28 protein-coding genes and 3 pseudogenes are annotated in these 26,164 nt (G+C 69.3%); 14 read left to right on the top strand and 17 right to left on the bottom strand.

Annotated elements, in window-relative coordinates; translation table 11 throughout:
- Positions 1-301: 301 nt before the first annotated feature.
- The 4 genes from DFJ69_RS31040 to DFJ69_RS35110 all read right to left on the bottom strand — a co-directional run bounded on the left by DFJ69_RS31040 (position 302) and on the right by DFJ69_RS35110 (position 4,849).
- Positions 302-1,291 carry a hypothetical protein gene (locus DFJ69_RS31040; protein ID WP_116025864.1) on the bottom strand — a complete coding sequence of 330 codons (990 nt, stop codon included), beginning with the start codon at positions 1,289-1,291 and terminating at the stop codon, positions 302-304.
- Positions 1,292-1,398: 107 nt separating this feature from the next.
- On the bottom strand, positions 1,399-3,258 hold the full coding sequence (locus DFJ69_RS31035; RefSeq protein WP_211328871.1) for a hypothetical protein: 1,860 nt from the start codon (positions 3,256-3,258) through the stop codon (positions 1,399-1,401).
- Entirely contained in the window at positions 3,258-4,295 is a 1,038-nt protein-coding gene (locus tag DFJ69_RS31030; RefSeq protein WP_211328870.1) for a hypothetical protein, read from the bottom strand. The genes DFJ69_RS31035 and DFJ69_RS31030 overlap by 1 nt, the downstream gene beginning before the upstream one ends.
- A 5-nt stretch (positions 4,296-4,300) precedes the next feature.
- Positions 4,301-4,849, bottom strand: coding sequence for a site-specific integrase (locus DFJ69_RS35110; protein ID WP_245974803.1), 549 nt, complete (start codon positions 4,847-4,849; stop codon positions 4,301-4,303).
- Positions 4,850-4,917: 68 nt separating this feature from the next.
- Between DFJ69_RS35110 and DFJ69_RS31025 the strand changes: the two are divergent.
- The 3 genes and pseudogenes from DFJ69_RS31025 to DFJ69_RS31010 form a co-directional block, all read left to right on the top strand.
- Positions 4,918-5,970: pseudogene (locus tag DFJ69_RS31025) on the top strand (radical SAM protein); the annotation flags it as partial.
- Between the two features lie 108 nt (positions 5,971-6,078).
- Positions 6,079-6,522: a dTMP kinase gene (locus tag DFJ69_RS31015; RefSeq protein WP_116025862.1), complete on the top strand. Its 444-nt coding sequence runs from the start codon at positions 6,079-6,081 to the stop codon at positions 6,520-6,522.
- 16 nt (positions 6,523-6,538) lie between these two features.
- Positions 6,539-7,399, top strand: coding sequence for an endonuclease/exonuclease/phosphatase family protein (locus DFJ69_RS31010; protein ID WP_116025861.1), 861 nt, complete (start codon positions 6,539-6,541; stop codon positions 7,397-7,399).
- Between the two features lie 349 nt (positions 7,400-7,748).
- On the opposite strand, the gene DFJ69_RS31005 is transcribed toward DFJ69_RS31010, so the two are convergent.
- Together DFJ69_RS31005 and DFJ69_RS30995 are read right to left on the bottom strand one after the other, a co-directional pair.
- Positions 7,749-8,306, bottom strand: a complete 558-nt coding sequence (locus tag DFJ69_RS31005) for a class IV adenylate cyclase (protein ID WP_116025860.1) — start codon at positions 8,304-8,306, stop codon at positions 7,749-7,751.
- Positions 8,307-8,798: 492 nt separating this feature from the next.
- Positions 8,799-9,170, bottom strand: a complete 372-nt coding sequence (locus DFJ69_RS30995; protein WP_147312526.1) for a hypothetical protein — start codon at positions 9,168-9,170, stop codon at positions 8,799-8,801.
- Positions 9,171-9,667: 497 nt separating this feature from the next.
- Here DFJ69_RS30995 and DFJ69_RS30985 point away from each other — a divergent pair, with 497 nt between their 5' ends.
- Positions 9,668-10,876: a DNA glycosylase AlkZ-like family protein gene (locus tag DFJ69_RS30985; RefSeq protein ID WP_147312525.1), complete on the top strand. Its 1,209-nt coding sequence runs from the start codon at positions 9,668-9,670 to the stop codon at positions 10,874-10,876.
- Positions 10,877-11,051: 175 nt separating this feature from the next.
- Here the strand turns inward: DFJ69_RS30985 and DFJ69_RS30980 are convergent, their stop codons facing one another.
- Entirely contained in the window at positions 11,052-11,237 is a 186-nt protein-coding gene (locus DFJ69_RS30980; RefSeq protein WP_116025856.1) for a hypothetical protein, read from the bottom strand.
- Positions 11,238-11,431: 194 nt separating this feature from the next.
- Between DFJ69_RS30980 and DFJ69_RS30975 the strand changes: the two genes are divergently transcribed.
- Positions 11,432-11,959, top strand: coding sequence for a hypothetical protein (locus DFJ69_RS30975; RefSeq protein WP_211328867.1), 528 nt, complete (start codon positions 11,432-11,434; stop codon positions 11,957-11,959).
- A gap of 524 nt (positions 11,960-12,483) precedes the next feature.
- Here DFJ69_RS30975 and DFJ69_RS34665 read toward each other — a convergent pair.
- On the bottom strand, positions 12,484-12,729 hold the full coding sequence (locus tag DFJ69_RS34665; protein ID WP_116025855.1) for a hypothetical protein: 246 nt from the start codon (positions 12,727-12,729) through the stop codon (positions 12,484-12,486).
- Between the two features lie 111 nt (positions 12,730-12,840).
- On the opposite strand from DFJ69_RS34665, the gene DFJ69_RS34660 reads away from it, so the two are divergent.
- Positions 12,841-13,446 (top strand): hypothetical protein, encoded by a 606-nt coding sequence (locus DFJ69_RS34660; protein ID WP_170177485.1) that lies wholly within the window; start codon positions 12,841-12,843, stop codon positions 13,444-13,446.
- A 323-nt stretch (positions 13,447-13,769) separates the two neighbouring features.
- On the opposite strand, the gene DFJ69_RS30955 is transcribed toward DFJ69_RS34660, so the two are convergent.
- Positions 13,770-14,123, bottom strand: coding sequence for a PLAT/LH2 domain-containing protein (locus DFJ69_RS30955; RefSeq protein ID WP_170177869.1), 354 nt, complete (start codon positions 14,121-14,123; stop codon positions 13,770-13,772).
- Between the two features lie 888 nt (positions 14,124-15,011).
- Between DFJ69_RS30955 and DFJ69_RS30950 the strand changes: the two genes are divergently transcribed.
- Positions 15,012-15,614, top strand: a complete 603-nt coding sequence (locus DFJ69_RS30950; RefSeq protein ID WP_116025851.1) for an SRPBCC family protein — start codon at positions 15,012-15,014, stop codon at positions 15,612-15,614.
- A 355-nt stretch (positions 15,615-15,969) separates the two neighbouring features.
- Here the strand turns inward: DFJ69_RS30950 and DFJ69_RS30945 are convergent, their stop codons facing one another.
- Together DFJ69_RS30945 and DFJ69_RS30940 are read right to left on the bottom strand one after the other, a co-directional pair.
- Complete coding sequence (locus DFJ69_RS30945; RefSeq protein WP_116025850.1) at positions 15,970-16,293, bottom strand: hypothetical protein; 324 nt, start codon at positions 16,291-16,293, stop codon at positions 15,970-15,972.
- 604 nt (positions 16,294-16,897) lie between these two features.
- Positions 16,898-17,296: a hypothetical protein gene (locus DFJ69_RS30940; protein WP_147312523.1), complete on the bottom strand. Its 399-nt coding sequence runs from the start codon at positions 17,294-17,296 to the stop codon at positions 16,898-16,900.
- A 251-nt stretch (positions 17,297-17,547) separates the two neighbouring features.
- Here DFJ69_RS30940 and DFJ69_RS36580 point away from each other — a divergent pair.
- Positions 17,548-17,814 (top strand): annotated as a pseudogene (locus DFJ69_RS36580) (phosphotransferase); the annotation flags it as partial.
- A gap of 135 nt (positions 17,815-17,949) precedes the next feature.
- Here the strand turns inward: DFJ69_RS36580 and DFJ69_RS30935 are convergent.
- On the bottom strand, positions 17,950-18,522 hold the full coding sequence (locus DFJ69_RS30935; protein WP_116025848.1) for a TetR/AcrR family transcriptional regulator: 573 nt from the start codon (positions 18,520-18,522) through the stop codon (positions 17,950-17,952).
- Between the two features lie 82 nt (positions 18,523-18,604).
- On the opposite strand from DFJ69_RS30935, the gene DFJ69_RS30930 reads away from it, so the two are divergent.
- Complete coding sequence (locus DFJ69_RS30930; protein WP_116025847.1) at positions 18,605-19,021, top strand: SRPBCC family protein; 417 nt, start codon at positions 18,605-18,607, stop codon at positions 19,019-19,021.
- A 483-nt stretch (positions 19,022-19,504) separates the two neighbouring features.
- Here the strand turns inward: DFJ69_RS30930 and DFJ69_RS35925 are convergent, their stop codons facing one another.
- Entirely contained in the window at positions 19,505-19,735 is a 231-nt protein-coding gene (locus tag DFJ69_RS35925; RefSeq protein ID WP_245974802.1) for a tyrosine-type recombinase/integrase, read from the bottom strand.
- A gap of 158 nt (positions 19,736-19,893) precedes the next feature.
- Here DFJ69_RS35925 and DFJ69_RS30915 point away from each other — a divergent pair, with 158 nt between their 5' ends.
- The gene (locus tag DFJ69_RS30915; protein ID WP_211328866.1) at positions 19,894-20,112 is read left to right on the top strand and encodes a hypothetical protein; all 219 of its coding nucleotides are present in this window, start codon (positions 19,894-19,896) and stop codon (positions 20,110-20,112) included.
- Between the two features lie 109 nt (positions 20,113-20,221).
- On the opposite strand, the gene DFJ69_RS30910 is transcribed toward DFJ69_RS30915, so the two are convergent.
- On the bottom strand, positions 20,222-20,581 hold the full coding sequence (locus DFJ69_RS30910) for an MmcQ/YjbR family DNA-binding protein (RefSeq protein ID WP_116025844.1): 360 nt from the start codon (positions 20,579-20,581) through the stop codon (positions 20,222-20,224).
- Between the two features lie 341 nt (positions 20,582-20,922).
- Here DFJ69_RS30910 and DFJ69_RS35920 point away from each other — a divergent pair, with 341 nt between their 5' ends.
- Positions 20,923-21,447: a hypothetical protein gene (locus DFJ69_RS35920; protein ID WP_245974648.1), complete on the top strand. Its 525-nt coding sequence runs from the start codon at positions 20,923-20,925 to the stop codon at positions 21,445-21,447.
- A pseudogene (locus DFJ69_RS36575) lies at positions 21,345-21,737 on the top strand (SDR family NAD(P)-dependent oxidoreductase); the annotation flags it as partial. The gene DFJ69_RS35920 and the pseudogene DFJ69_RS36575, both read left to right, overlap by 103 nt.
- Here the strand turns inward: DFJ69_RS36575 and DFJ69_RS30900 are convergent.
- Complete coding sequence (locus tag DFJ69_RS30900) at positions 21,728-22,036, bottom strand: hypothetical protein (RefSeq protein ID WP_116025843.1); 309 nt, start codon at positions 22,034-22,036, stop codon at positions 21,728-21,730. The pseudogene DFJ69_RS36575 and the gene DFJ69_RS30900 sit on opposite strands and share 10 nt — an antisense overlap.
- 97 nt (positions 22,037-22,133) lie before the next feature.
- Positions 22,134-22,589 (bottom strand): tellurite resistance TerB family protein, encoded by a 456-nt coding sequence (locus tag DFJ69_RS30895; RefSeq protein ID WP_116027027.1) that lies wholly within the window; start codon positions 22,587-22,589, stop codon positions 22,134-22,136.
- 881 nt (positions 22,590-23,470) lie between these two features.
- On the opposite strand from DFJ69_RS30895, the gene DFJ69_RS30890 reads away from it, so the two are divergent.
- On the top strand, positions 23,471-24,046 hold the full coding sequence (locus DFJ69_RS30890; RefSeq protein ID WP_116027026.1) for a dihydrofolate reductase family protein: 576 nt from the start codon (positions 23,471-23,473) through the stop codon (positions 24,044-24,046).
- A gap of 866 nt (positions 24,047-24,912) precedes the next feature.
- Positions 24,913-25,857 carry a sulfite exporter TauE/SafE family protein gene (locus DFJ69_RS30885; RefSeq protein WP_116025842.1) on the top strand — a complete coding sequence of 315 codons (945 nt, stop codon included), beginning with the start codon at positions 24,913-24,915 and terminating at the stop codon, positions 25,855-25,857.
- On the opposite strand, the gene DFJ69_RS30880 is transcribed toward DFJ69_RS30885, so the two are convergent.
- Positions 25,804-26,109, bottom strand: coding sequence for a DUF202 domain-containing protein (locus DFJ69_RS30880; RefSeq protein WP_170177868.1), 306 nt, complete (start codon positions 26,107-26,109; stop codon positions 25,804-25,806). The two genes, DFJ69_RS30885 and DFJ69_RS30880, sit on opposite strands and share 54 nt — an antisense overlap.
- Between the last annotated feature and the right edge of the window lie 55 nt (positions 26,110-26,164).

Here is a 26,164-nt window from a genome sequence, read left to right as displayed (position 1 = left end):
ATGATCCGCTGGAGGAGGTCAGCTCTGGCCGTGGCGCGGTCTCGGAGGGGTTGCGGGGCGAAGGGGTCGTCGGCGCGTTGCCGCATCGCGTCGGCTTCGAGGCCGACGTGGTGGATGTCGCGGTCGGTGTAGGCGAGGTTCTGGCAGGTGGTCTGGCATTCCGATTCGTCGGGGGCGTCGTCGGCTCGTCGTCCTCGGCCGCGTGGGGGGTGCGGTCGTTGCCTTTGCCTGCTCGGCCGACCAGCAAGAGCTGGCCGGTGTCGGGGTCGACGTCGCGGCATCCGCGCCGCAGGTTGAGGGCCTAGCCCGGGCGAAGGCCTGACAGGTAGGACACGATCACGAAGCAGGCGGCGGTGAGCAGCCGAACCAGGTTCTGGATCTCGGCGACGGTGATCGGCTGGTCGCGCCAGGGCCGGCCGTCGATCCTGCCTCGGACGACGCCGATGTAACAGTCCCTGGCGATCGGCAGGCCCGACAGGCTTGCGCGACGCAGTTGGGCATCGCTGAGATTGTGGGGAAGGCCGAGCATGCGGCCCAGGTGCGAGCCGTTCACCGCAGGTTCGTCATCGGCGCCAGCCGGGTGGCCGGGGAGCGCTGTCCCGTTCTTGGCGGCCTCGGCCAGGAACAACTTCAGCCGGGCTGCCGCTTTCAACCCGTGGAAGCGTTCCTGGGATGGGTGGGTGCCGGTGTTGAGTCGGCTGTACTCATGCCAGGCGTCCGCGATGTCGGGACCAAAGTCCTCCAGCATGCGCAGAGACCAGCCGAGCAGCGACTCCATGGTGGCCGCGGCGATCCGGGGCGTCTTGGTCCCGCCGCCGCGCACTGTGACGTTGGCCAGCGCGTTTCCGCTGGCGCCGCCCCAGGGCGCGGCCTCGGGCAGCCGACAGGGCGCCGGGAGCACGTCCCGGTATCCCCACAAGATCCGGACTGCGCCCAACAGCGAGGCCTTGCGGGGAGCGGTGATGGTCATCGCGAGGACATGAGCCTGGTAGAGGTCCAGGTGTCGCGCGGTCACCGCCGCAAGGTCGGCCAGGTCGTGGTCGGCCATCCGCTGGGCGAACACCCGCAGGTCGCGGACCCGGAGGGAAAGGGTGTCCACGGCCATCCTCTGGCTGCGTCTCGTCAACGCCAGCACCGGTGGATAGGGATGGTCCAGGGCAGCCAGAGCGAACGTCTTGAACACCATGACCAGCGGGTCTGGAAACCGCTCCCAGTGCAGGCTGTTAACGACGTAATGGTCGTCAGCGTGTGCGGGCTGCAGGACCCATACCGGCTCGCGGAACAACGACATCCGCGAAGCGGAGGTATTCGGGCGGACCGTGCGGCTGCGCAAGATCACCGTGTCGGCTGCTGGCCATGGCGAGTCGGCGCCGGGGGTAACAGCATGAAGAGCACTGGTCATCGTAGGTCCCAACGCCCGTCGAGCAGGTCGGCGACCGTCTGCCGGTCCTGGTCGCTGATCAGTACCTGCGCGCGGTGCCTCTCGGCGGGCGTGTAGGCGTTGGCGATATCGTGGAGTTGCTGGAGACGCGGCTTCCACCGGATCTCCCAGACGGCCGGTTCCAGATGCGGCCGGAGCGCGGCAAGGTTTTCGGCGGCGGCGATCTGGACCGGCAGCTGGTGCGGAAGCGCCCGGGCGTTGACGCAGTCCAGGCAGGACAGGAACGAGGCCATGCACGGCTGTCCCGCAGGCGTATGCGGTCCGGCCAGGTGATCGGTGCAGGACGCCAGCGCCGTGTCCTGATCTCCTTCCACCAGGCGCTTCAACGCCTCAGGCTCCAGGCCGACCTCGGCCGATGCGGCCTGCGGGTCGGAGCGGAACCTGGCGACGAACGCGGCGGTGAAGACGGGGACACGGTGGCGGCCCCGCGCCTTGTCGACCTCGGCCAGTTGCGCTGCGGCCACCACCGTCTGGCTTTCCTGCCGGACCCGTTTGCCGGGCATCAGGTACTGGTCGTTCATGGTGTTCCGGGTGTGAGCGACCGGCCGTCGGCGGCGTTCGATCACGGTCTGACGGATCCGGCCAACGTGGAGCGCCACCCGGTCCTCGGCGCTGAACCCGCGGTCCCGTGCCCATCTGGCGACGTGCTGTGAACCCGGGCCGCGGGCCCAGGAATTGCCGCCATATCGGCCAGGCCCGCAGCCCTTCGCGGTGAACGCGCCGGAGTGCCCGCCGTGCCTGCGCGATACCTCCGACAACTCCAACAGCAGCCGGTAGACCTTCAGCGGGGAAAGCAGCAGCCGTTCCTCTCCAGTCGTCGCCAGCACCTCGCCCAGTCCGGGCGGAAGGTCCTCCAACGGGACCACCATGTGCTCGCGTTCAGGCCCCCGCCGGGCTTTGACCTCCTCGACCAGCGCGACTTCCGGTCCGTGCCCCAGACCACCGTCCGGACGGTAGTGCGCTGCGGGCCACTTGGCGACCGTTCCGAAGTTCTCACCGGTCAACGCCGTCAGCAGCAACGCGAAGGCCGTCATCTCGTGCAACGTCAGACACAGCCGCGCGGCCAAGACGGTCGATCCGCCGAACGCGTTCACGGCGTTGACCCTGTGATGGTTCTTCCCGCCATAGCGCGGGAAGTCGCCGGTGCGGTCGAAGAAGTCCAGCAGGTGGCCCTCGGCCTCCTCCGCGCTGCCTTCGGCGAACTCCCCACCCCGGAAGAGTGCCAGGTGATGACGGCCTGCGCGTATCCGGTCGCGGGCGTTGCGGATGTCGCGCCGGATCGCGGTCATGATCTGCTGCCACTCCTGGTCGGTGTACTCCTTCTCGACCGGCTCCGTCTGCGGCTTCTTGGCCGGCGCCCACTCCAACACCAGAGCCGTCCGAACCGTCTCGGGAAGTTCCGGGTCATCGCGCAGCACGCTGCGCAGTGTCTGCAGCCGGTAGTCGCCGCCTCCCGTGGCTTCTTGGATGTCGTCGTAGAACGCCTGAAGGTGAGCGGGAGTCAGATCGGCCACGTCATGGACCGCGGGCCGGCACCGCCCCAGCGACTCGGCGAACACCCTCACCGTGCCGAACAGGAGCTTGGCCGTCGCCACGTGCTTCACCGCCTGGCGGGGCCCGGTCCGCCGAGCGAAGGCCCGCGCCAACCACCGGGTGACCGGCGGCTGCACCGGCAGCGGAGCGAAATCGAAGATCTCCTCCTGTCCATCACGTTCGGCGATGAACCGCACCGCCATCTCGTCGTTGAGCAGCCTCTCCGGTGCCTGCCAGCCCGCGTCGGGCTGGGCGGCTCTGCGGCCGCCGCGTGAACCCTGCATCACACCTGGTCACCCCATGAGTCCACCACATGAGCCGCCGACATCACCCGGTCCGAGCCCGCCGAGAACGCCGCGATCAGCGCGTTCACCGCCTCGCGTTCCTCACCGTCCAGCAGCGCCATCAGGTAGTCGACCTCAAGCGCGGTGAACGGCTCCAGGTAGATGTTCCGCGTGGTCGTCGGGTCTTTGTGACCCAGCAGGGTCATCAGCTGGAACCAGACGCCGCCGAACTGCTCCCGCAGATCCCGGAGCTCCTCGTCGTTGAAGCGCTCGACCCGCCGTTCCCAGACCACAGACAAGATCGAGAACCATTTCAGGGCGAAGGAATGTCTCGCCATATGCGGCCGACACCACAGCGGGCACTCCGCCATGCGCCCCTCACGCTGCTCACCCGCCAGCCCGGGGAAATGGGCCTCGACCCAGGCGTCGGCGACCCGGGCGTTGGCGGCCTGGAAGGTGTCCTCCCACCCATGAGCCCGCTTCGGCAGACCGGCCGGGGTCAACCACAACGCCAGCGGCTCCAGCCCCGAAGCGGTCCGGCGGAACAGAAACCGCCGCTCATCAGGCCCCACCACATCCACCGAAAGGCGAGACCGGCCGCTCTCGCCCTCCAGGTGCAGGACGCGGCTGCGTGGGTTGTATCCGGTCACGATCCGCACCGGCAACCGTTCGTAACGACCCGCCCGCTGCGCTCTGGCCACCACCTCCCCGCGGGAGCCCTCCATAGGATCGGTGTAGGCCTCGATCGCCGTCAGAGTAGACCGCGGAACCCGGTACTCCCGTCCCTCGCCGCCTCCCTTGATGCACGCTGCCGACAGCCACGCCTTGGGGAACCTCCCCGAGCCCAGTCGGGGCAGTTCCACGTCCAGCACGCTCGCCCACTCCTGAACCCGCAGGCCCGTGCCGAACAGCCCCTCCACGAACGCCACGTCCCGGTCCTCGCACCCACCGCCCCGCCAGTTGCTCCTGCGCAGCCCGTCAAACCCGTAGCCGCGCAGGCCGACGTCCCTCCACTGCTCCATCGCCGGCCGCAGCATCCACTTCACCTGGCTGCGTCGCGCACCCGCCGGGCGGAACGGATCCCGGCCTCCCCAGAGCCCTCCGACCATCCGCTGCGTCTCAGCTGTCGCTGCACCCCGCCCGAAACCGACGGGACCGGGTTGGCCACGCCGTACCGGCCCGACGCCCACCGGTAGAACGAGTTCAGCGCCGCCCGGTCGGTGTCGAAACTCGACGGAGCAACCCGATCCCCGTTCGCCGGATCGGTCAGCCGCCAATGCTTGAACGCCTCCATATCCCCTGCGGTCGCCTCGTGCCACTCCTTACCGAACACCGCCAAGAACTCCAGCCACACCGCCAGCGCGTACGCGTACCGCCGCCACGTCGACGCAGCACGCCCCGCAATCTCACCCGTCCGGAAGAACAGATTGACCCTCGGATCCACCCGACCCGACGAACACACCAGCACCGGCGTACCATGCCGAGCCCCGTTGGCCGCCGCCCGCTCGTGCAGGTCCCCGAACCCCTCCACCCCGATCACCGGCGACTCTCCACCGACAAGGTCGTAGAAGTCCACACACCAACGCTCCACCAGCTCCAACTACGGCTCCTCAAGATCGAAGACGACAACTGCGAAGAGCCTAAAGAAGCTGCGTTCATTGTTTCGTGTCCTCCTCCAAGGAGGGTCTCGACATGTCGTTCGAGGACCTGGTGGAGGTGGTGGTGCCCCGCCTGCTGGAGGCCCACGTCCGCAGGGTCACGCTGACGGGGGGTGAGCCGTTCGTGCATCCAAATCTGCTGCGGATCGTCGAGCACCTGGTGGAGTTGGGGCTGCCGGTGGGGATCTGCTCCAACGCCACGCTCATCACCGACGCCCAGATCGCCGCGCGGGCCGAGCACGACCGGCGCGGGGACGTGCATGTGAATGTGAGCTTGGACGGGTTCCGCGCCGACAGCCACGGCCGCTTCCGCGGCGACCGGTCCTCGTTCAACGTCACCGTCGACACGGTCCGGCGGCTGGCCGCCGCCGGGCTGCTGCAGGGGCTGCTGTCGACGCCGAACGCCCTCACCGACCCGGAGGAGTTCGGGGAGTTGTGCGCGTTCGCCGTCGAGGTGGGCGCGGAGTACGTGCTGATGAACCCGCTGCCGTCCATGGGGCGGGGCGTGAAGAGCCAGGGCCGGCTGGCCGCCGACACCGCCACCATGACCACCATCCGCGACATCACCGGCCGGTACCGCGAGCAGGGCGTCGACGTCGTCCACATCCGGTTCCCCAACGACGACAAGCCGTTGGCCGGGTGCGACGCCGGGACGCTCATCTACGTCTTCGCCGACGGGCAGACCGCCGTCTGCCCCTACCTGGTGTTCGCCGCCCGCACCCCACAGTCCCAACATCGCGACACCGAGTTCCTCGTCGGCGACATCCTCGATCGCGGCACCGATGACGGTGAGGTGGCCGCCCGCCTGGACGCCTACGACCCCGCCGCGCTGGCCATGGGCGGCAACGACACCTGTTCGTCCTGCTCGATGGGCGCCGGGTGCGGCAAGGGCTGCCCGGCGGCCGTCGTCGCCTCCGGCGGCCGATCGGCGACGTCGACACCGACCAGTGCCCCGTCACCGGACCCACGGGCCGTACGCCGCTGTTGCAGATCGGCCGCCCACCGGCCCGTCCCGCATGACCGGCGGGGCGTTCGTCGTGGTCGAGGGCCCTAACGGCGTCGGGAAGACGACGGCCGTCGCCGCGCTCGCCGACCTGCTGCGCGGCGAAAGCGTCCCGGTTCTAGTGACCGCCGAGCCGTCGGCCTCGCGGCTGGCCGCCTCGTGCGGTCCGGCGAGGCCGGCCTGACCGGCCGGGCGCTGGCCTTGGCGGTCGCCGCCGACCGCGCCCACCACCTGCACACCGAGATCGAACCCGCCCTCGCCGACGGCGCGACCGTGCTCTGCGACCGCTACGTACCGTCCTCCCTGGTCCTGCAACGCTTGGACGGCGTGGCGGTGGCCGACATCGGGGCCTACAACAGGTTCGCCCGGATCCCCGACCTCACCGTCTATCTGACCGCCGAGGCCGCTACGATCCAGACCCGGCTCGCCGCCCGTTCCCGCCGCTCCCGCCTGGAGGAGATCGGCGGCCCGGCACGCGAGGTGGACCTGTATCGGCAGGCGCGGCGGCTGCTGGCCGACGAGGGCTGGCCGCAGATCGTGATCGACGCCGAGCGGCGGACGGTGGACGAGGTCGCCGCGCGGATGCGCGAGCATCTGCCCTGACGGAAGGATTCCCACGATGCCGCCCACCGCTCCCGCCCGGCGGCCCCGCGGGTCGGGCGACCCGTCATCGGGCCTGTCGGTGCTGACCGTCAACATCGGTGCCGCCGCCCGCCCCCGAGCCGACCGGCTCCTTCAATGGCTCACCGGCCGCGACGACGACGTGGTGCTGCTGACCGAGACCAGCGCCGGGCCCGGCACCGCCCACCTGCTGGACCGCTTCGCCCGCGCTGGCTACACCGTCGTCAACACCCCCGACGACGCCGACCGCGGCGCGGCCCTCATCAGCCGCGTCCCCGTCCTCGACGACCGCCTGCCCTCCCTGGACAAGGTCAGCGTCCCCGGCCGCGTCGCCGCCGCCGTCCTCGACACCCGCCCCCGCCTGTACGTGATCGGCGTGTACGTGCCCAGCCGCAACCGCAGCACCGCCAAGACCGACCGCAAACAGCGGTTCACCGCCACGGTCCTGGACGCCTTGACCGCCCTTCCCGACGAGCACCGCGACGGGCTCCTGCTCAGCGGCGACCACAACGTCATCGCCCGCACCCACCACCCCCCGCTGCCGGGATTCCTGCCGTTCGAGTACGACTTCCTGGACCGGCTCGGAGCATTCGGGCTCGTCGACGTCCACGACCACCACCACCCGCACGCCCCCCACCCGCACTCATGGATCGGACGCACCGGAGACCGCTACCGCTACGACTACCTCCACCTGGCCAGGCCACTGACCGGGCGGATCACCGACTGCTCCTACCTCCACGACACCCGCGAACAGCGGCTCACCGACCACGCCGCCGTCACCGCCACCCTCCGCCTGGACCACACCCCCCGCCTCCCCGTCACGCCCATCACCGAGGCAGACGACAACGCCCTGTTCTGACCGGACGCACGACAACGCCCCGCTCCCTTGGGGAGCGGGGCGCCGTAAGAGCGGCAGCGGTCAGTGGAAGCCGTGGACTCGACCGGTACGGTCTCGGGGTCGAGTTTGCGGGCGGCGGCGCGGGCGTTGTCCATCAGGTGCCGGGCCGTGCTCGGGCCGCTAGGGTCGACGCCCGCCTCCTCCAGGGCCTTGACCAGGTCGCGCAGCAGGCCGGCCAGGCGGGCGGAGTCGTCGGCGTACGTCATGGGCGATGTCCTTCATCGGGGCGGGCACGGATCATGAACAACCGATCGAGGGCGCCTCTAATGCCCAGCCGCTGCCGCAACGATCAGGGGCGATCCGGAAGGAATCAGGCCGGGGACAGCGCTGCGCGGACCAGCGAATCGTAGGTGTCGGTCGTGCGTTCCAGCTCGGCCCCCAGCGAACGCGCCCACCGGTCCAGCTCGTGCTGCACCGCCGCCCCGGACTCGCTCCCGGAGACGACCCGCTCCATCTCCACGAAAGACCCGGCGTGCTCGACCTCGTCGACGCACACCGCGATCCGGCCGCCGGGCAGGTCGAGGCGGGCGGTGCGGCGTGTCTTGACGATCCGGACCGTCGGCGCCCACCCCATCAGGATCAGCGACCGTTCCATCGCCTCCCGGTCGGCCACGACGCTCTCGTGCTCCACGCACGCCATCTCGTTGTCGACCGGCTGCTTCACGGTCCACAGGTGAACGCCGTCCTGGGTGCGCAGCCGCGCGAACACCACCCCGACCTTGTTCTCCCCGTAGGACCAGCCGGCCGGAGCGAACGCCTGGTCATCTTGATGCACCGGCGGCGACAACATCGCCCCGCGGGCCGCCAACGCCGCCTGCAGGGCGGGCAGGTCCAACACCCGGTACTTGACCTCTACCTCCTGGACCACCCAGGCCCCCCTCTTCGCATCGACCGGTCGCAGCCTAGCGGGCGCCGGTGGCGGCCACAGGGTTCAGCCTTTCGCCCGGTGGCCGAGATCGAGGGTCTGGTCCCTGCACCGGCCCGCCCCTGGTCGGGTGAGGTCCGGTGTCTGCGGAAGGAGGTTGCGCAGCGGTTCGGTGTTGGTCAGCGTGGGGGTATGGCGACCCCTGCGGCGTTGATCAGGGATGCCCGGGTGGCCCGTGGTTGGACTCAGCAGGAGTGTGGCCGATCGGAGGGCGGGGAGGCGGTCGCCGAGCGGTACTCCGTCAACGATCACTGCGTGCGCGCGGCCGTGCCGATGGTCCACGTCTCCGCCCAGTACGCCTACACGAGCACGCTTGCTTAACCGGACTGATCTTGAAGAGTGTTCTGGCGATCAGCGGGTCGTCATGGTCACGGACAGTGGCCGTTATGTCGGCCGGTTGGGTCGAGTTCGACGTGTCGTTCTGGCGTGACCGGGTCAGAAGGCACGGAAGCGTGCCAGGAGCTCCTGGCCTCGCCGGCTGTCGGCCTTGAACCCGACGAGGTCCTGTCGCTGGTGCGGCTCGGGCTGGAGAACGAGCGCGTTGTTGCATTGGAAGCAGAACGCGATCTCGAAGAGGATGAGGCCGTCTGCGCTGCGGGCGCGGATGCCGTAGCCGGGCATGAAGCAGCGCATGACGTCGCCTGTCGGGATGCTCGCCACGACGTCGAGGAGCTCCGCGGCTTCCTGGTCGAGCAATGTCCCGACGGCCGTTCCGGGGACGGTGGTCCATTTGTGGGATTCGGCATGGTCGTCAATACGGACGCACTCAAGGCTGTGGGTCTGCGGAGACGTCGCGGGCAGGAGCATCCCGGAATGATCTCACCTCGGTCGTTCTTCCCGTCGTGCTGCGGATGTCGGGCATGCCGAGGCTGACGACGCTCGTGTGTGAGGTCGCTTCCCGCATGGCTTTGAGCTTCTGGCCAGCGGCACCAAGGGTGGTCTCGATGGCGGCGACTTCACCGAGCCAGCCCTGCTGTTTGGCCTCGGTGAGCCGGTCGATGAGGTTGGCGTGGATCTCTTCGAGTCGGGGCTTCTGAGCTGGGTCGACGCGAAGTAGGGGGCATCTGACACAGGCGTTTTCGTGCGCACATCTCCGCGAGCGGATTCAGCCGCCTCACCCACCAGTTCGAGCGCCCACCGCGCGTCATCCAACGGCTCCGCCAGCTCCGCCGCGTCCTTCTCCTGCCACACCGAGACCTCGGTCACGATGAGCTCGGCCAAGTCGGCCACTACGGCCACCACGTCGTCCGGGTCGATCACCAATGTCGCCGGGGCCGCAGGCCGGGCTGGGCTAGCCTTCCCCCGTGGCCGTATCGACCCATTCCCCCCTCGGCGGCGGCGCCGCCCCATACGTGCTGGACGAGGACGCCGCCGTCCGCATGTGGAACTGGCTGCTGGCCCGCCAGGGCGTGGCCGACGCCCCCAAGCTCGACACGGCCGTGCAGGTCGCCGACGCCGCGCTCGGACTGCACGCCGCTCGGCTGCCCTCCCCGTACGCCATCGTCGCCGCCCGCACCGGCACCCCCGCCGCCCCCGTCTCCCTGTTCACCGAGCAGGTTCGAGCCGAACTCATCACCGTGCGGTGCATGCGCAAGACCCTGCACACCCTGCCGCTGCCTCTGGCCGCCGCCGCCCACGTCGCCACCCTGCGGTTCCGCGACCGGGACGCACGCCGCGCCGTCCACAACGCCGGCCACCCCCCGGCCGTCATCGACCAGACCATCGACCGCCTGCGTGACCTGCTGGGCCGCCACGGGCCCCTGCACCATCGCACCATCGAAACCCACCTGGCCGAAAGCAACGTGCCCGTCCAGGTGACGCGGCTCGCGGTCAAGGTCGCATGGGAGAACGGCACCCTCGCCTACCTCAACACCACCCGCGCCTGGAACCGCGAAGTCCGCGTCTTCGACCTCACCGCCGGCGCCTACCCCGCCCTCGACCTCACCATGGACCGTCGCGAGGCCGTCGCCGCCCTGATCGGGGCCTACTTCGACCGCTACGGCCCCTCCACCATCCGCGACGCCATGTGGTGGTCGGGCCTGTCGGCCGCCGACATCACCACCGCACTGCGTTCCCTGGACCGCGAACTCGTCCAGGTCACCACCCCCTGGGCCGAAGACCCTTGCTGGATGTTCACCGACCGGCTGACCGAGTACCGCGCCGGCGCCGAACCCGGAACCGGGATCGCGCTCTTGGCGCACGAGGACACCGCACTCAAGGCGTACTTCCAGACCCGCACCCGCTACCTGGCCGGACAACCGCAACGCAGAGCGTTCAACCAGATCGGCGAAGCCCTGCCCACCATCATCGTCAACGGAACCGTCGCCGGCACCTGGTCCTGGCACCCGCCCACCCGCCGTGTGCAACTCGACATCCAGCCCCACCTCACCGCCGCGCAACGCCGCCGGGCCACCGCCCACGCCGACGCCCTCACCGACACCCTCCGGCGCGCCTGGACACCCCACCCGCCCCGCACCGCACCAACCGGACAGCTCACCCTCGCGATCGGCTGACCACCCCGACCAGACCATGATCGACTGCTAGCCGTCGCAACCTCATCAGCCACCCGCATCCGATGAGGTGACCTGATGCAGTCCCAGTCCCACGGCGCATCCCTGCCCGACATTCAGGCGTACGTCGCAAAAATGGAGGCCGAACGCGGCCTCCCCACGCCGGAGCAGGAAGGGATCAGGCCGGGGACAGCGCTGCGCGGACCAGCGAATCGTAGGTGTCGGTCGTGCGCTGCAGCTCGACCCCCAGCGAACGCGCCCACCGGTCCAGCTCGTGCTGCACCGCCGCCCCGGACTCGCTCCCGGAGACGACCCGCTCCATCTCCATGAAAGACCGGGCGTGCTCGACCTCGTCGACGCACACCGCGATCCGGCCGCCGGGCCGGCGGGATGCGACCGAGCTTCTTGACGTCCCCGTGGTTCAGGTCGCAGCGGGCGGTCGTGTTCTTGGTCGCGCAGCGGGTCGAGCCCGTGGCGGACCAGGATGCAGTGCACGGAGGTGGGCGACAGGTTGATCCCGTGCAGGCGTTTGATCGCGAGCTCCGATAGCCTCCGCCGGTGGCGGACGCTTCGCTGAAGTTCCTCATCGATGCCGATCACGGCCAGTTCTATGTCCAAGACCTCGAGCCCTACGACGCTTGGATGACCGACCACGCGATGGACCCTGGCCGGCCGCCGGCGGGCTGGACCGATGACGCGGTGAACATCCACCGCATCGGAGTGGAACCCCACTCGATCTCCGTCGGCACCACCCGCGACGACATGGTCGAAGCGCTGATCACCGTCCATGCCTTCGAGCCGGTGACCGAGCCCACGGCCGAGCACATCGTGGAGACCGACCTCGACGCTCCGACGGGCCTGCTGTCCATATCCAGCCCCGGAGTCGACCCGGATGACGGGCCGAGCCTGACCGTTCCCGCCAAGCTGCTGCGCGCCCGGGTCTCCTACATCCCGACCCAGCCACCACCCGTCGAAACCAACGGCGGCCCCGGCGATCACTTCCTCTACCAGATCGATCTCTGGCCGACCGAGCAAGCTCGCGACCTCGCCATCCTCAAGCAAGGACCGAACCCCTGGGCCGGATAGGCCCACCCGCATCGTCGGGTATGCAGAGCAGAATTGGTCACCCGGTCTGCGTTTGGAGGCTCGGGCCGCGACCGTACCGTCTCCGTGGATCCGCCGGGCCTCCCTCGGTGGGCGAGGCCGGAGTCGCCGACGAGCCGGCACAGAAGCCCCCAGCGTCAGCCGAAACAAATCCACCGGCACTGACTGCCAATCGTTTAGGCAATTTCCGGGAAGCATTATGCTAGCAATTCAACCATCGATGCCAACACCCGGCTGGTCATCAGGGTCGGCTGCCCGCGACCGCAACGACCGCCAAGCCCACCGCAGGTTGGGCATCGGCTAGACGTTGGCCGCAGGCCACGTCATGGCAGACGGGGCCTACCATGGCCTTTAGCCGCAGTCGACGTGGCGTTAGGGAGCGCCTTTGAGCACCCTGCCTCCGCGCTGCGGCCGTCTCCCGACCGCCTCTGTGCCATGAAAGCCCTCCGTTGACGACTGCTGTCAGACGACCCGAAAGCTCTCCGAAAAAGATCTCGGCGGGCCACCTATTGCGGAGGGATATCCAAAAACTCCCTCAAGGCGTCAAAGAGGGCGGCGATCCGCCGTTCTTCCAGATTACACCCGCCGCCTTCCTTGACGGGCAACCTCGACGCCAGGGCAGGCCAAGCAAGGCTGCCGCCTGATTCCCCGACCTGGCGGGCCAAGTGATCGCGGAACCCGTCGAGAAATCGCCATTCCATCGCCGCGTCAAATCCCATAAAGAACGACACCGCCTGGTCAAACGTCCTCAACCCATAAGCACCTGGCCTACGGAGTACATCCTCGGCTCGATTGCAAGCGTCCATGATCGCCGCCCCCCCTGGCTCCCGAGGTGTGAATTTGAGAAAATCAGGATACTGAAAATGCTGTACGCATTCATCGAATGGCTCGCCATAGCGACTGGTTGCCGCATCGAATACACGCCCATCTCGAATGGCAACATCATGATTGCCCCAGAAGCCATCGATTCCTCGAAATGTTCCGAGGAGGGAGGCATCGAAATCGGTGATCCTTCTTGGCGTGATCTTAGTCGGGTCGCCGCGTGTCGGCAGGGTCGGCGTGGCGGGCCCGCGGGGTGGCCCGGCATGGGAGATCGTCTGGCGGCCGAGCCGAACGGGGACGACGTCCGGCATGGCGCGTGGCCGGCGCATCTGGTGGGCGCCGACCGCAGCGCGATCAGCCGGGCGCTGAAGGCGGCCGCCGAGGCGGGCGGCCCGCTGCCGCCGTTCACGATCGACCCGGCGACCGGGCGCAGGATGTTCCCCACGACCGAGTTCCTGGCGCGGTGGGACGCCCGCCCGGGTCGCGGCCGTCCCCGCACCCGCCGCCCGTCGAGGGCGAGGAGGACGAGCGCCGGAGCATCGCGCCGCGCGAGCCCATCCGTCCTGCCCGCTCCGTCCACCCCGGCCGACGCCTCAACGCTCGGAATCGGGTCTGGCTCGCCCGCCGCAACCAGCCCGCGCCTCTGATCCCTCTCAATCTCGCCGGTTGGGCCCCTGGCTGACCTTGTGCCGCGTCCGGAGCCGCACGGCGCTACCCGCATCCCTGACCGGCCTCACCGAGGGACTGCGCGTTGGCCACGGCACCCGCTCACCGATGCGCTGCTCCACCGTTGCCCGCCTCGCCCACGCCCGACGGCCCCCCAATCTGCCAGCAGCTCCGGGGCGTGCCAGCGGCCGTGAGCGGGCGCAACGCCCCCGCACCAGAGCTTGGGAAAGCCGAAGCCCGGACGAGAGGCTCGGGGCGCGCACCCGGACTCGGCCCCGGTCCCGGGGATTGAGATCCTCTCGGCTCAGCGGCGGGCCAGCCGTACCTCGGTCTTTCCGTCGTTCTCGTCGGTGGCCAGCCACCGGTAGGCGGCGAACTCCACGGTCTCGTTGGGATCGGTGATGAGGACCCGGTTCAGGAACCAACCGGCCTTGTCCCCGGAATTGTCGTGGCCGATTCGGATGGTCTCCAGCCGTCCCACCGCAGGCAGGTCCAGCACGAAATGGTCGATGGCGCCGTTCTCGAAGTTGTCCCTGCCGTCGTCGAGTTTGACGGGTCCGGCGGAGCCGGCATCGCCGTAGAGAGTGATGGAGACGTCGGCGTCGGTCCCGGAGTTCTCGATGTTCCCGGTCTCCACGATGATCTCGTAGCGGGCCACGTGGGGCTCCCTTGTGCCATTGGGTGTCCTGTGCACCCCGTGGTCATCGGCATGCCATCAGCCGGCACACCACAAACGAAGCCCACGACTACTCTTTGCATCCGTGCGGTCACGTTCTACTGTGCCCGATCGCCATGGTACGGCCGCTTCCCGGGGCGCCTTCGTCCAGGCGGTCCCGCAGCCCGGTCCGCGGAGCCCGACCCGCATCCTGCGGACAGCACAACCTCGTCGGACGCCATGTCAACGGACTCAAACAATGGCGCGCAGGCACCACAACGAATCCGCCCCCTACCGCCGAGCAGAGTTCCTGCCGGTCAGGGCGTTTCCGGGTCGCCACGTGATCCGCTGGACGGTCCTCGAAAGATTTCACGCCGGTCCCCGGCGAGGCGACGGCGACGTTCCCACGCTCCTGCGCCGGGGCCTGAGGAGCCCGCCGGCTCAGCCGTCCGCGAATCCGGCACGCCGGCGGCGTCACCGCTCAGCGCGCCGGCCGCACCCGAACTGAGGATCACCGAGGACCGGCACACCGCGGCCGGGCGGGGCGGGGCGGGGCGCTAACGGACACGTGAAAGTGCTGGTAGGCGGCCTGTCGAGTGCAGGTGGTGGCCATGAGTTGTGCTGGTGTGGCGGACAAGCGGGTGTCGGCCGGTGGCCGGTGTAGGTGTTGATGCGCGGTCAGGTGGTGTTGGTGGGCGGCCAGGGAAGGGGTCGGTGGCCGATCGACCCGTTGCCGGTCAGGTGGGGGGGTGGACGCAGGGCGGGTCACCTCGCCCGCCGCCTCGCCCGTCGACGGCCTCCGCGACGCCTCGTGGGCGGTGCTCTGTCCTGGAGACGCAACGTGCCGCCGCCGGGGACGATGGGCGTGATGCCGGGTCGAGGGGAGTGTCGATGGACGGGCTTGAGCCGTTTCGGGTCGAGGTGGCGATGGATGTTCCCCGGGACGTGGTGTGGCGGGCGCTGACAGAGCCCGAGCGGATCCGCCAGTGGTTCGGGTGGGAGCACGAAGGGCTGGACGGGGAGATCGGGTACATCTTCGTCGAGCACGCGGAGCGCCACGGGCCGGACCGGATCGAACTGGAGCCCGGACAACGCATCGAACTGGCCGCCTCGGGCACCGGGACGACCGTGCGGATCGTGACCACCGAGGCCGAGCCCGCGCCGGGCGACGACGGCTACAACGAGATCGGTGAAGGTTGGCGCTGCTTCTTGGAGCAGCTCCGGTTCCTTCTGGAAAGGCATCCCGCCGGAACCCGCCGAACCCTCAGGCGCTCGGGCACCGCGACGGCCGAGGAGGTCTTGGCCGCCGCCGATGCCGAGGAGATCTGGGTGGACGGGCGCTACCAGCGGCAGGCGATCGACGGCGCGGGCAGGCTGATCGGCGTCTTCGGCTCCCGGCCGCTCGACGAGACCCCGGTGCCGCTGGCCGTCCAGATCACCGCCTTCGGCGAGGAACCGCTCGTCGACCTCGGCCTTCCCGAAGGGTTCGGGTGAGGGCCCCGGGGTCGGCCGGGCGGGGAGGGGCCGGGCCCCGGGGCGCGTGGCGGTGCAGGCCACGGTTCAAGGTGACGGCAAGACCTTCGAGGGCCGCACCGACATGACAGACGGAGACCCCCCGGCGGCCCCCCACCGCCGGCCCCATCAACGCTCGCGAAGCCGACACCGACGACCTCCGGCCCGCGGGTGACGCCACCCCGCACCTCTACTTCCGCCGGCCACCCACCAACACGAACAACGGCCACCACACGGCACTTCCAAGACCGCCTGACAACCCTTCCAGATGGCCACTATCACGGGGCAGGACCCAGGGCCCCGCCCCGCTGGGGTGGGGTCGCTCCCGGAGGCGTCCTCAGCCGGTGATTCCACCTGTCCGCCATAGCCAGCTGATCTGGATGATCAAGGGGCTGTTCCATTCGACGTTGATCAGGACCCGCGCGCCCTGGAAGTAGGGCTGGATGTTATGGACGGTCAGTCGCGCGGCCCCGATCTGCGGGACGCTGTGGGCGTCGACCTCCACGAGCGAGACGAACACCTGTGAGAACCGTCTGAACGAGTCCGCGTTGCTGTTGACGATCACCAGCCCGTTCGTGGTGGCATGGGTGATGCCGCCGGCCAGCCCTGGGGCGAACTCGCCGGTACTCTCCATGGCGGCGTCGATCGTCGATACTTCCATGGCCGTTGTCCCCTTCCGCTGTTTGGCCTCGCCCGCCGCCGCCTACGGTGCCGGTCGGCGAGCCTTGGCCGTGACCGCACGCCGCACCCCGCTCTGCCCGGCGTCCACGCCCGCGTGAAGGGGGATCGGCCTGGGAAGGCGCCGGTCAGGCGCTGAACGCCCGAGCCATACCCGCAACAGACCAGAAGTCCCCCGGCGGACGGCCCGGCCACCCGCTCGGAGCCGACCAGATCGGCCTCCGCCTCCGCAAGATCGGAATCCGGCCCCAGCCCGACCGCGGCACCGCGCTGTTCGCCCTCGCCACGGCCCAGCACTCGGGTCCGCGACACCAGGGGCAAGGTAGCTCTGCGTGATCGGAGTTCGCGTAGCGGGTAGCGGATCGTCCCGTAATCCGTCCCGAAACTCAATGATCTTTTTGAGTGTCGCCGCCCAGGACGAGGTGTCCCGGTTTCCGTCCCAGAACCGGCTCGGGGGCCGTCCCGGAACCGACCGTTTCCGGGACCGTCGGACCCACTCGGCCGCTTCCCCGGCATGGCCGTCACGCAGAGCTGCCTTGCCCCTGGTGTCACGGACCCGAGTGCTGGGCCTACGCCCGGTGGCCGGGCTAGCGGCGGGCCAGGGAGTCCAACCCGCCGGGGTGGGCTTCGTCGAGCGCGGTCAGGGCGCGGACGAGACCGGCGTACAGGTGCCGGTGGTCGAAGTGCTTGGTGCGCAGCGGGCCGGCGGCGAGGTCGTCGGCGAGGTCGTCCAGGAGCGCGGCCCAGTCGCGGGCGGTGACCGGCGGGCGCAGTAGGTCCCCGGTCAGCACGGCCATCTGCCGTGTCTGTTCCTCGGTCAGGCCGGGGCCGGTCGGCGCCGTCGGCTCCGTCGGTCGCCGGCGCACCTCCGAGCCTCGGTTGCGGCAGCTCTTGGAGCAGTAGCGGCGGGGCCGGCCTCGCCCGGAGTACTCCATCCAGGCGCCGCACCAGTCGCAGTCACGGCCCACCAGGGGGTAGGCATCCACAACCTCCGACCGGACGGGACAGATCCCCCCAAACTGCTGGATCTGCCGCCGCCGGGGAACGCCGTTGTTCACCTCACCGGACCCACCCTTCCAGTCCACCAGCACATCCCCGGCAACGTGCTCAACGACATTGCACCACCCAGTGGCCCCGTTCCAGATCACCTCATCGCCGATGTCGTCACGCTGTTCACCAACCTCATCCGCATCCCCGCGACAGCGCTCCCTCCCCTGCCAGGCACCTGGCCGGCCAGATGCGACACCGCAGGCCTCGTACGACACCTGCAAGCGCACACTCAAGGGTTTACAACACCTACCGCGAAAGCTACGGCGATCTCTACGCGGACCTCGGTGTTCCGGCCGATCCGCTCGCCCCCATGCGCGGCATCTGGCCCCGGCTGACGCCTCGCCCATTCGCCTGCGTCCACGCTGACATCCACCGCAAGAACCTGATCGTCAACAAGGGCGCAACCACCTTCCTGGACTGGGAATTGGCCCGGGCGTGGTTCCTTTTGAAGGACCTGGGTGAGCTGGGGTTCTTGAGCGTTCGGTCGCTGTGGGCGGGGTCTTGCAGACATCTCGCCATGGTTGCCCAAACGCCTATGGGGCCGTTCTTCGAGATGGCTCTAGGCTTGGATGCTGATCCGGGCCGATTCTCAAGTGGCCCGGTCGAGGATCCGGGTGACGGCGTCCTTGATGACGGGGCGCAGGGTGTTCGGGTCGTCGAGGTCGCTGCCCACGACGATGCCGTCCCGGAGCATCATGAGCATGGTGGCCGTGCGCTCCGGGGTGGGGTCGCCGGCGGCGGTGAGGATGTCGTGGAACAGCCCGTGGTTCCAGCGACGGTAGTTTGCGATGGTCTGGCGCACCGGGTGGGCGGGGCTGGGATATTCGGCGGCGGCATTGGTGAACGGGCAGCCGCGGAATCCCGGTCCGGCGCCGTTGGCGCCCAGAGCCCCGAAGATGTCGAACAGCGCCTCACGGGCGTTGGCCGCGGCCGCCCGGATACCCTCGATGGCGGTTCGCTGGCGCTCGTACTCGGCCTCCAGATAGGCGCGGACGAGTTGGTCCTTGGCCGGGAAGTGGTGGTAGAAGGTCGCCTTCGCCACCCCCGCCTCGGCGATGATCCGGTCGATGCCGACCGTGTGCACGCCCTCGGCGTAGAAGAGAGCGGACGCGGTGTCGAGGACGCGGCGACGGGCCGGGGTGTCGGAAGCCTTCGTCGGCATCCCTTGACGATACCAGACAAGTCTGTCTAGTCTCAGGGGCGAGGTAGACAGACAGGTCTACTCGGAGTGGAAGGGCGGGGCCATGGGAACGGTCAGCAGGGAGATCGCCATCGACGCGGCACCGGAGAAGGTCTGGGACGCGATCAGTGACTTCGTCAATGGGCCGCTGCGGATGGGGCCGGGCGTGTTCACGGGCAGCAGGCTGGTGGAGCCCGGCGTCCGGGAGCTCACGTTCGCCGACGGCACGGTCGCGAGGGAGCGGCTGATCTCACGCGACGAGCAGGCCCGGCGGATGGTGTGGGGATGGATCGGCGACGAGGTCGAGCACGACAACACCTCGATGCAGGTCTTCGCCGACGGCACCGAGCGGAGCCGGCTGGTCTGGACTCACGATACGTTGCCCGACGAGCTGACCGGCTGGCTCTCCACCGCCATGGACCAACTGCTGCCGGTCTTCCAGAAGGCGCTCAGGTCGCCGGGTGAGGCTCAGAGGCCATAGAGAAGGGTGTGGTTCCTTCCGAAGGGGAAATCGATCACGCGGTCAGGTCGTACTGGTCTTGGTGGACACGGTGGTGTTCTTGATGGAGGTGGTGGCTCCAGTAGGCCGGAAAGTGGCCGTTGGCGACCATGGTCCGCAGTGTCAGGACGGCCTCTGCTCCCTCCAGGCCCCATCTGGCGCCGCTGATGTCCAGGCGGGTCGGCCACGATGTGCCGGACCGCTTCCTCGATGACGCCCGGTGGCGATCGACCATCCCGCTTCCAGCGCCCGGTCATAGCGCAGGAACGCGGCGTGGTTGGCCAGGTAGCGGACGCAAGCGTTGATCTCGCCCCGGCGTGTTCGCCGAGCGCGGCGGCCTGGGCGTCCAGGGCGGCGCACCCATTTCCGATAGAGCGCCGGATCCGCAGTGGCCGGCCGGCAGGGGTCCCGGTAGCAATCGCCGAAAATCCAACGGATAGCGGCCTGACCTGCGACAATATGCCGTTAGCAGTGGCGGCGTGCGGGGTCTTGCTGAGCCAGGGCAGCGCCGACGGCTTCGGTGCTGACGTTGGTGTAGATCGCCAGACTGCGGATGTTCTCGTGGCCGGACAGTGCCATGAGCATCGGGGCTGACCAGCCGTCCTCGGCGAGATGGGTCAGCCGGGAGTGGCGGAGCTGGTGGAGGGTGCATCCGCAGCGGCGGGGGTCGTGCTGCTTGGTGTCCTGTTTGAACAGGTACTCGGCGCGCTCGTACGAGAGCCTGCCGCGGCCGGTGTGCGGGCACAGGTCGGCGGCTGCGGGCGTGCGGGCAGGGGCGGGGCGGCGGTCGGCCAGGAACAGCGGACCTGAGGTGCGCTCGCCGATAAGGCATCGCCCTCAACCGGGCCATCGCCGTGGCCGAGCTCGACGGGCCGGAGGTGGCACTGGCCATCGTCGACCGCCTCGCCGAGGCGTTGGCCGGCTATCACGCCTACCACGCCACCCGCGCCGACCTGCTGCGCCGGCTGGGGCGGAGCCGGCAGTCGCGCGCGGCCTACGACCGGGCCATCGAGCTGGCCGGCAACACCGGCGAGACCGCCTACCTCACCCGCCGCCGCGACCAACTGCGGTAGCGCCCGCGCTGGTAGAGCGCACTCGACACGAGGATGGAAGGCGACGCGGACGCCGTCCCGGCCGGCCTATTCCGGTTCGGTGTCGTCGTGTGGACCTCCGCGGGTTGGCTCAGCCCGGGCCGTTGGGATGGGTGAGGTCGTAAGCGCGGGACAGTTTGTCGGGGACGACCATGCGCCAAGCGTCGACGACCAGTTCGCGGGCCTCGGCCGGGTCCAGTGCCGCCAGTTCGGCGTGGACCCAGTTGAAGCGCATTTCCGACGCCGATGGCATCTGGAACTTGTGCGGCTCGCTCGCGACGAGGGCCGCCCGCTCCTCCTTGGGGAACGCGAAACCCATCACGCTCTCGTCGAGGGAGAACGCCACGTAGACGATCTGCCCGACGCGGAACTTCAACCTGCCGCGTACATACACCTGGTAAGAGCGCTCCAACCCGGTGCCCAGCGCCCGAACGTCCTCGATCACCGCCATGCTCGGAACTCCTTGGTCATGGGTGGAGCGGGCCCGCCCTGCTCGGTCCCGTTCATCGCAATCCCTTCCACAGTCCAGTGCACGAGGTTCTCGCGTTCGCCGGGCAGAGACCATGCCCGACCGCGACACCGCCGAAGTAAGCAACAACCCCAGAGTTCGCTGAGGTCTCGCGCACGGCCTGTAGTCCCTGGACCGGGGCTTCTTCCTCGGATCTATGCCGATTCTGGCATCTGAAGAGACTTCGGAAATCCTGAAGGTTCATCGTTGCTGGTGTTCGTCTTGCGGCAGTGGTGAAGACGGGGAGGCCGGAGTTGGCGCTGGCGGTGGTGAGGGATCTTCGGGTGGCTCGGGCTCCGACGACGCCGGAGGATCTGGAGGCTCTGGAGACCGATGTTCTGGCCGGGTTCGTCCTGGCGCGGGCTGCGGCGGGCCTCGCGGACGGGACGATCGCGGCGGACGTGGTCCATCTGGAGCAGGTGCGTGCCTGGTTCGGGCGGCCGTTGTGGGAGATGGAGCCCAGGGACGCCGACTCCTACTTCGGGAAGGTGCTGCGGACCGCGGCGAAGGGCACCCGGCTGGCGCGGTCGCAGGCGATCAGGACGTTCTTCCTGTTCCTGGAGCTGCGGCACGAGGTCGAGATCCACCAGATGACCGGCCGTGTGGTCGAGTGCCCGATCGACGAGATGAACCGGCCGCGCGGCCACCAGCAGGCCAAGCTGCGGATCTCGCCCTCGGCCGAGCAGGTCACCCGTCTGTTCACCGGCTGGCGGGAGGAACTCTCGTCCTGCCGGAAATTCGCGCCGACCGCCCGGAACTACACGGCCTGCCGGAGGCCTCCGGGGCGATCGCAGCCGCCGTCGACCTGAGCACCGGGGAAGGCGCCCGCGAGCTCATCGATGCCGCTGTGAAGAAGCTCGGCGGGATCGACATCCTGGTCAACAACGTGGGAGGCGGCGACGCCGACGGGCTCACCTTCACCGGCTTCCTCGACACCGGCGACGCCGAGTGGGAGGAGGCCTTCGCGCTCAACTTCTTCAGCGCCGTCCGGGTGACCCGGGCCGCTCTGCCCAGCCTGATCGCCCGCCAGGGCGCGATCGTCAACGTCTCCTCGATCGGCGCGAAACTCCAGCACACGGGCCCGGTCGCCTACACCCTCGCCAAGTCCGCCCTCAGCGGCCTGGCCACCGCCCTCTCCGAGGAATTCGCCCCGCAGGGCGCGTGCCTGCGGGCGGGCGAGGGGGACGCGCCGCGTTCCCGCACGACCTCCAGGAGGAGGCCGGTGATGGCGTGCCGGGTGAAGCCCGGGTCGATGGGGTGGAGTTCTCGGCTGGCGATTCCCTGTTCGACCAGTGTGACGGTGAGCCGGTGCATCTCAGTTCGTCGCGTCGCCTGGGCCGTCAGTTCGGGGAGTTCGAGGACGTCCGGGCTCGACGCCGAGGTCGCCACCGGCACCATCCGCGGCACCCGTCCCCGAGGTGCCCGATTGCGACGAGCACACGATGCGGCGGGTGCCGGCGCCATGGCGCGCCGCTTGGTCGGAACCGGGGCCGACCTAGAGGTCGAATTCTGCGGGGGCCAGTCCCAGGGCACGGCACGCTTCGCGGACGGTGGCCTTCTCGTTGTCGTCGAAGTGGCCGTCGGCGCCACCGATGATGATGCCGATCTGAATGACGGCACGGGCCTCGGCGGGCTTCTTGCTCGCCTTGCCGATGTCCTGCAGGACGCTGACCTTGCCGGAGGCGAAGTCGGCGGTCAGCTTGTCGACGTAGGCGTTGAAGCGGCGCTGCAGGTCGTCGGCGGCGAAGTTCTGCAGGACGTCGTTGGAGGCGATGAGGGAGGCGGTGCGCTGCCGCTCGGACTGGTCGACGGTGCCGTCGGCGGCGGCGACCAGGGCGCACATCGCCATGCTCGCGTCGCGGAACGCACCGCTTTTCAGCTCGTTCTTCTTGGCCATGAGCTGGGTCTGCATCGTCTGCGCCGATTCGCGGAACTTGTCCCAAAAAGCCATCTGCCGCTCCTTCGCGGGGTCGTCTGACTCGAACTCGATCCGCACTGCTACAAGTGTCTTAGCAGGTGGGCGGCGGAGTTCCGTACGCCGCCGACAGTAGCCGGTGCCGTCGCCCCACGGGACGGCGCCGGCGTGCCGGCCACTACCGGCAAAGACCTCTCGACCGCTGATATTCGGGCCCCTTCGCAGGGTCTTGTCCGGGTGCCGACAGGGGGCATGTCTCATGGACGCGGCGAGTGTGGTGGCCGAGCCGATGCGCGGCCGGCGGTGGTGCGCCGGCGCTCGGGGGACGCGCCGAGTCGGTTCGTGTGTTCACTCAGCCCCGCCCAAGTGCAGAGCCTGCGCTTGGCGCTGGAAGGCGCCACCCTTGAACGCCGCTTGAGATCTTGGATGCGTGCCGGCGCTGGTGTGGGGTTCGCGGGGTGCACCGCCGGGACAGGCGGTCCCGCGCCGGCGGTCACCGCAGATCGGTGCAGCCGGTCGGCATGACCACCGTCGGGCGGTTCTCGATCCACGTGCCCACCCCTTGCCGGCGGCCGGTGAAACCTGGGGGTAGGTGGCCAGGAACCGGGGGTGGGCGGCCGGGGGCTTTGGCGGTGGGTGGCCAGATCGGCTGGTGGCCGGTGGCCACGGGGTGGTGGTAAGTGTCCAAGGTCCTGGTGGTGGCTGGCCAGGGAAAACGGAGGTCGGTATCGGCCGGGGGTTGATCAAGAGGTTCGTGTCGCGGGACGGGTCAGCGCCGCTCCGTAGCCCACATCGTGCTCGAGCAGGCGGTTCAGCCCTGGTGGTGGCGCCTCGGTAAGAAAACCGTAAACGACTGCCGGCAGGGTGAATCCCATCGCAGGTGGCCAGGCGGGCTGCCGGTTCCGAAGGGACGAATGATGACGCGTGAGCTGGTCTACACGGGGTTCATGTCGCTTGACGGTGTGCTGGACTCGCCGGGCGGCGGGTCCGAGGGCCACCGCAGCGGCGGCTGGGTGGCGCAGACCGATTTCGTGCCGGAGTCCTTCTCGCTCAAGGGCGAGGAGTTGGCGGACACGACGGCCCTGATGTTCGGTCGTCGCAGTTACGACGCCTTCGCGCCGATCTGGCCGGGATCTGAGGACCATGCGGCATACAAGGGCCTTCCGAAGTACGTGGTGTCCACGACGCTCAGCGACGACGACCTGGTCCAGGACTGGGGTCCGATCACCATCCTGCGTTCGGTCGAGGACGTCGCGGCGCTCAAGCGGGAGGAGGGCGGGTCGATCTTCATTCACGGGAGCGCGGAGCTGGCCCGGCACCTGGGCGACGCGGACCTGATCGACAGGTACAACCTGCTGGTCTTCCCCGTCCTGCTGGGAGCCGGGAAGGGCCTGTTCAGCCGCCGGGACGTGGACAAGAGGAACCTGAGGCTTCGGGACTCGGCCACCTACTCCAACGGCGTCGCCAAGCTCGTCTACGACGTGGTGCGATAACGACGGCGCCGCGTGTCGGAAAGGTCGACCATGGCAAGAGCGCCCGGGGAACCCGCCGAGAGCAGGGGCCTGCCGCCGGACACCGCCGCCCCGGGCGCATCGCGCGAATCCCTGGCTCACCCCCGCCCCTGAGGGAGAACCACTCTCCCACCCGAAGACGCCTCCGCGGCCCCGGCCCGGAGGCGTCTTTCACACATCAGCACCTCCATTTTCGCCGGCCACCCACCACCAGCCACGTTGGCCACCAGCCACTACTCAGCCTGGCCACCCATTGCCAGAACGAGACCACCCATCAACACTTCTGGATGGCCACCAGCACCTAGCGCGACCCCCGGTCGGCCTGGGCCCACATGCACTCCATGCCGACGTCGACCGAGTGCGGCCGGCATCTCGCCCGCGCCCGCTCACCAGGGGCCGATGATCTCCTGGGCAGCGAGCATGTCCACCTTCAGGCCGCGGGTCACCTCGACGTCCTTGCCCTACCGATCCCCTGCGGTGGCAAGACCCTCATGGTTCGAGCAGGTTGTACGTGCCGCTCCGAGGCTCCATCCCGGCCCGCTCGTCACGCTCGCCTTGGGTAGACGCTACGGCCGATGACGGGCCCCATGGCGCTGAAGGGCGCATGGCCGAACCCGGCTGGGCCCGGCCTCGCGAAGATCCACGGATACAGCCGACTTGAAAATGGGCCGATATCACGCCTTGGACGATTGCCGTCGATGCTCAGCATTTACCCTTTTCCGGGTGACTCATCGAGCGTTCCGTCCTGCGGGCCGGCCCGGTGCGGGAGCGGAGGGGGAGCCCGTAGCTTGCCGCAGGTCAATGACCGATCCAACCGTTGAGGCAGTGCGGTGCATTTCGACTATGTTATGGCGTTGGGCGCATTTCTGGTGGCCGTGATGATCGGCCTGACCGGGATGGGCGGCGGGGCGTTGATGACGCCGATGCTGGTCACGTTCTTCGGTGTGTCGCCGATGGCGGCCGTGTCCAGCGACCTGGTGGCCGCCGCCGTGATGAAGCCGGTCGGCAGCGCCGTCCACTACCGGCACGGAACGATCAACATGAAGCTGGTCGCGTGGTTGTGCGTGGGGTCGGTGCCCGCCGCCTTCTGCGGGGTCCTGGTCGCCAAGGCCCTCGGTAGCGGGGACGGGGTGCAGCACGTCATCGAGAAGGCGATGGGCGTCGCCTTGCTCATCGCCGCCGCCGGGCTCGCCGTGCGGATCTACCATTCCATGGCCGACCGAGCCGCACGCCGGGCCGGCGCCCCCGGCAAGGCCGCCGACGGCGATGACGGTCCGCCGCAGATCCGGGTCCGGCCCCTCCCGACCGCCGTGGTCGGCGCCGTCGGCGGCCTCGTCGTCGGCATCACCTCGGTGGGCTCCGGCTCGCTGATCATCGTCGCGCTGCTGGCGCTGTACCCCGCGATCAAGGCCAACCAGCTCGTCGGCACGGACCTGCTCCAGGCGGTCCCCCTGGTGATCTCCGCGGCCATCGGCCACCTGCTGTTCGGCGACTTCAGGCTCGAGGTCACCACCGCCCTGCTCGCCGGGTCCATTCCCGGCGTCTACCTCGGCTCGCGCATCTCCTCTCGCGCCCCCGGCGGTCTCATCCGCAACCTGCTCGCGGTGGTGCTGCTGGCCACCGCGCTGAAGATGTTCGGGCTCGGCCCCGCCGCCATGACCTGGACGATCGTGCTCACCGTCGCCGCCGCCTCGGCCGCCGCGGTGATGGTCCACCGCCGCCACGGAGCATCCGTGCTCTCACGGACGCCGGTCACCCAGGAGCCCGAGGTCGCCGAGCGGTCCGTGGCCTGAACGCCCGAGGCTCACCAGCGTCGTGGCCAACGCGATCATGGCGACGACGGTCACCGCGAGCCCGAGCACCGGCACCACCCATCGGCGAGGCCCCGCACCGGGCGACCCGACACGGCCCCCCGCCCAGGCGCCCACCCCGACGGCCAGCATCACCACACCCGCCACCGGCGACACCTTCGTCATGGCGGCCCCCAACGCGAGCATCGACACCGCGGTGCGCGTCCACGCCAACTCGGTACGCTCCGCCGCCAAGCCCGGATCACGGCCCGGCCCGGGACGAAGGCCGCGACCGGGAGGGGAGGTCATG

This window comes from Thermomonospora umbrina (genome assembly GCF_003386555.1).
Classification (GTDB): Bacteria; Actinomycetota; Actinomycetes; order Streptosporangiales; family Streptosporangiaceae; genus Thermomonospora; species Thermomonospora umbrina.
Note: the sequence above shows the minus strand (reverse complement) of the source record. Positions and strands in the feature narration are given on the sequence as shown.

Bases quoted from the DNA above. Each gene is read 5' to 3' on its own strand.
- DFJ69_RS31040 (WP_116025864.1), bottom strand. From the start codon at position 1,291: ATGTCGTTGTTCCGCGAGCCGGTATGGGTCCTGCAGCCCGCACACGCT.
- DFJ69_RS31035 (WP_211328871.1), bottom strand. From the start codon at position 3,258: ATGCAGGGTTCACGCGGCGGCCGCAGAGCCGCCCAGCCCGACGCGGGC.
- DFJ69_RS31030 (WP_211328870.1), bottom strand. From the start codon at position 4,295: ATGCTGCGGCCGGCGATGGAGCAGTGGAGGGACGTCGGCCTGCGCGGC.
- DFJ69_RS31010 (WP_116025861.1), top strand. From the start codon at position 6,539: ATGCCGCCCACCGCTCCCGCCCGGCGGCCCCGCGGGTCGGGCGACCCG.
- DFJ69_RS30995 (WP_147312526.1), bottom strand. From the start codon at position 9,170: ATGCTCCTGCCCGCGACGTCTCCGCAGACCCACAGCCTTGAGTGCGTC.
- DFJ69_RS34660 (WP_170177485.1), top strand. From the start codon at position 12,841: ATGCTGTACGCATTCATCGAATGGCTCGCCATAGCGACTGGTTGCCGC.
- DFJ69_RS30950 (WP_116025851.1), top strand. From the start codon at position 15,012: ATGGACGGGCTTGAGCCGTTTCGGGTCGAGGTGGCGATGGATGTTCCC.
- DFJ69_RS30945 (WP_116025850.1), bottom strand. From the start codon at position 16,293: ATGGAAGTATCGACGATCGACGCCGCCATGGAGAGTACCGGCGAGTTC.
- DFJ69_RS30935 (WP_116025848.1), bottom strand. From the start codon at position 18,522: ATGCCGACGAAGGCTTCCGACACCCCGGCCCGTCGCCGCGTCCTCGAC.
- DFJ69_RS30930 (WP_116025847.1), top strand. From the start codon at position 18,605: ATGGGAACGGTCAGCAGGGAGATCGCCATCGACGCGGCACCGGAGAAG.
- DFJ69_RS30910 (WP_116025844.1), bottom strand. From the start codon at position 20,581: ATGGCGGTGATCGAGGACGTTCGGGCGCTGGGCACCGGGTTGGAGCGC.
- DFJ69_RS30900 (WP_116025843.1), bottom strand. From the start codon at position 22,036: ATGGTGCCGGTGGCGACCTCGGCGTCGAGCCCGGACGTCCTCGAACTC.
- DFJ69_RS30895 (WP_116027027.1), bottom strand. From the start codon at position 22,589: ATGGCTTTTTGGGACAAGTTCCGCGAATCGGCGCAGACGATGCAGACC.
- DFJ69_RS30890 (WP_116027026.1), top strand. From the start codon at position 23,471: ATGACGCGTGAGCTGGTCTACACGGGGTTCATGTCGCTTGACGGTGTG.
- DFJ69_RS30885 (WP_116025842.1), top strand. From the start codon at position 24,913: ATGGCGTTGGGCGCATTTCTGGTGGCCGTGATGATCGGCCTGACCGGG.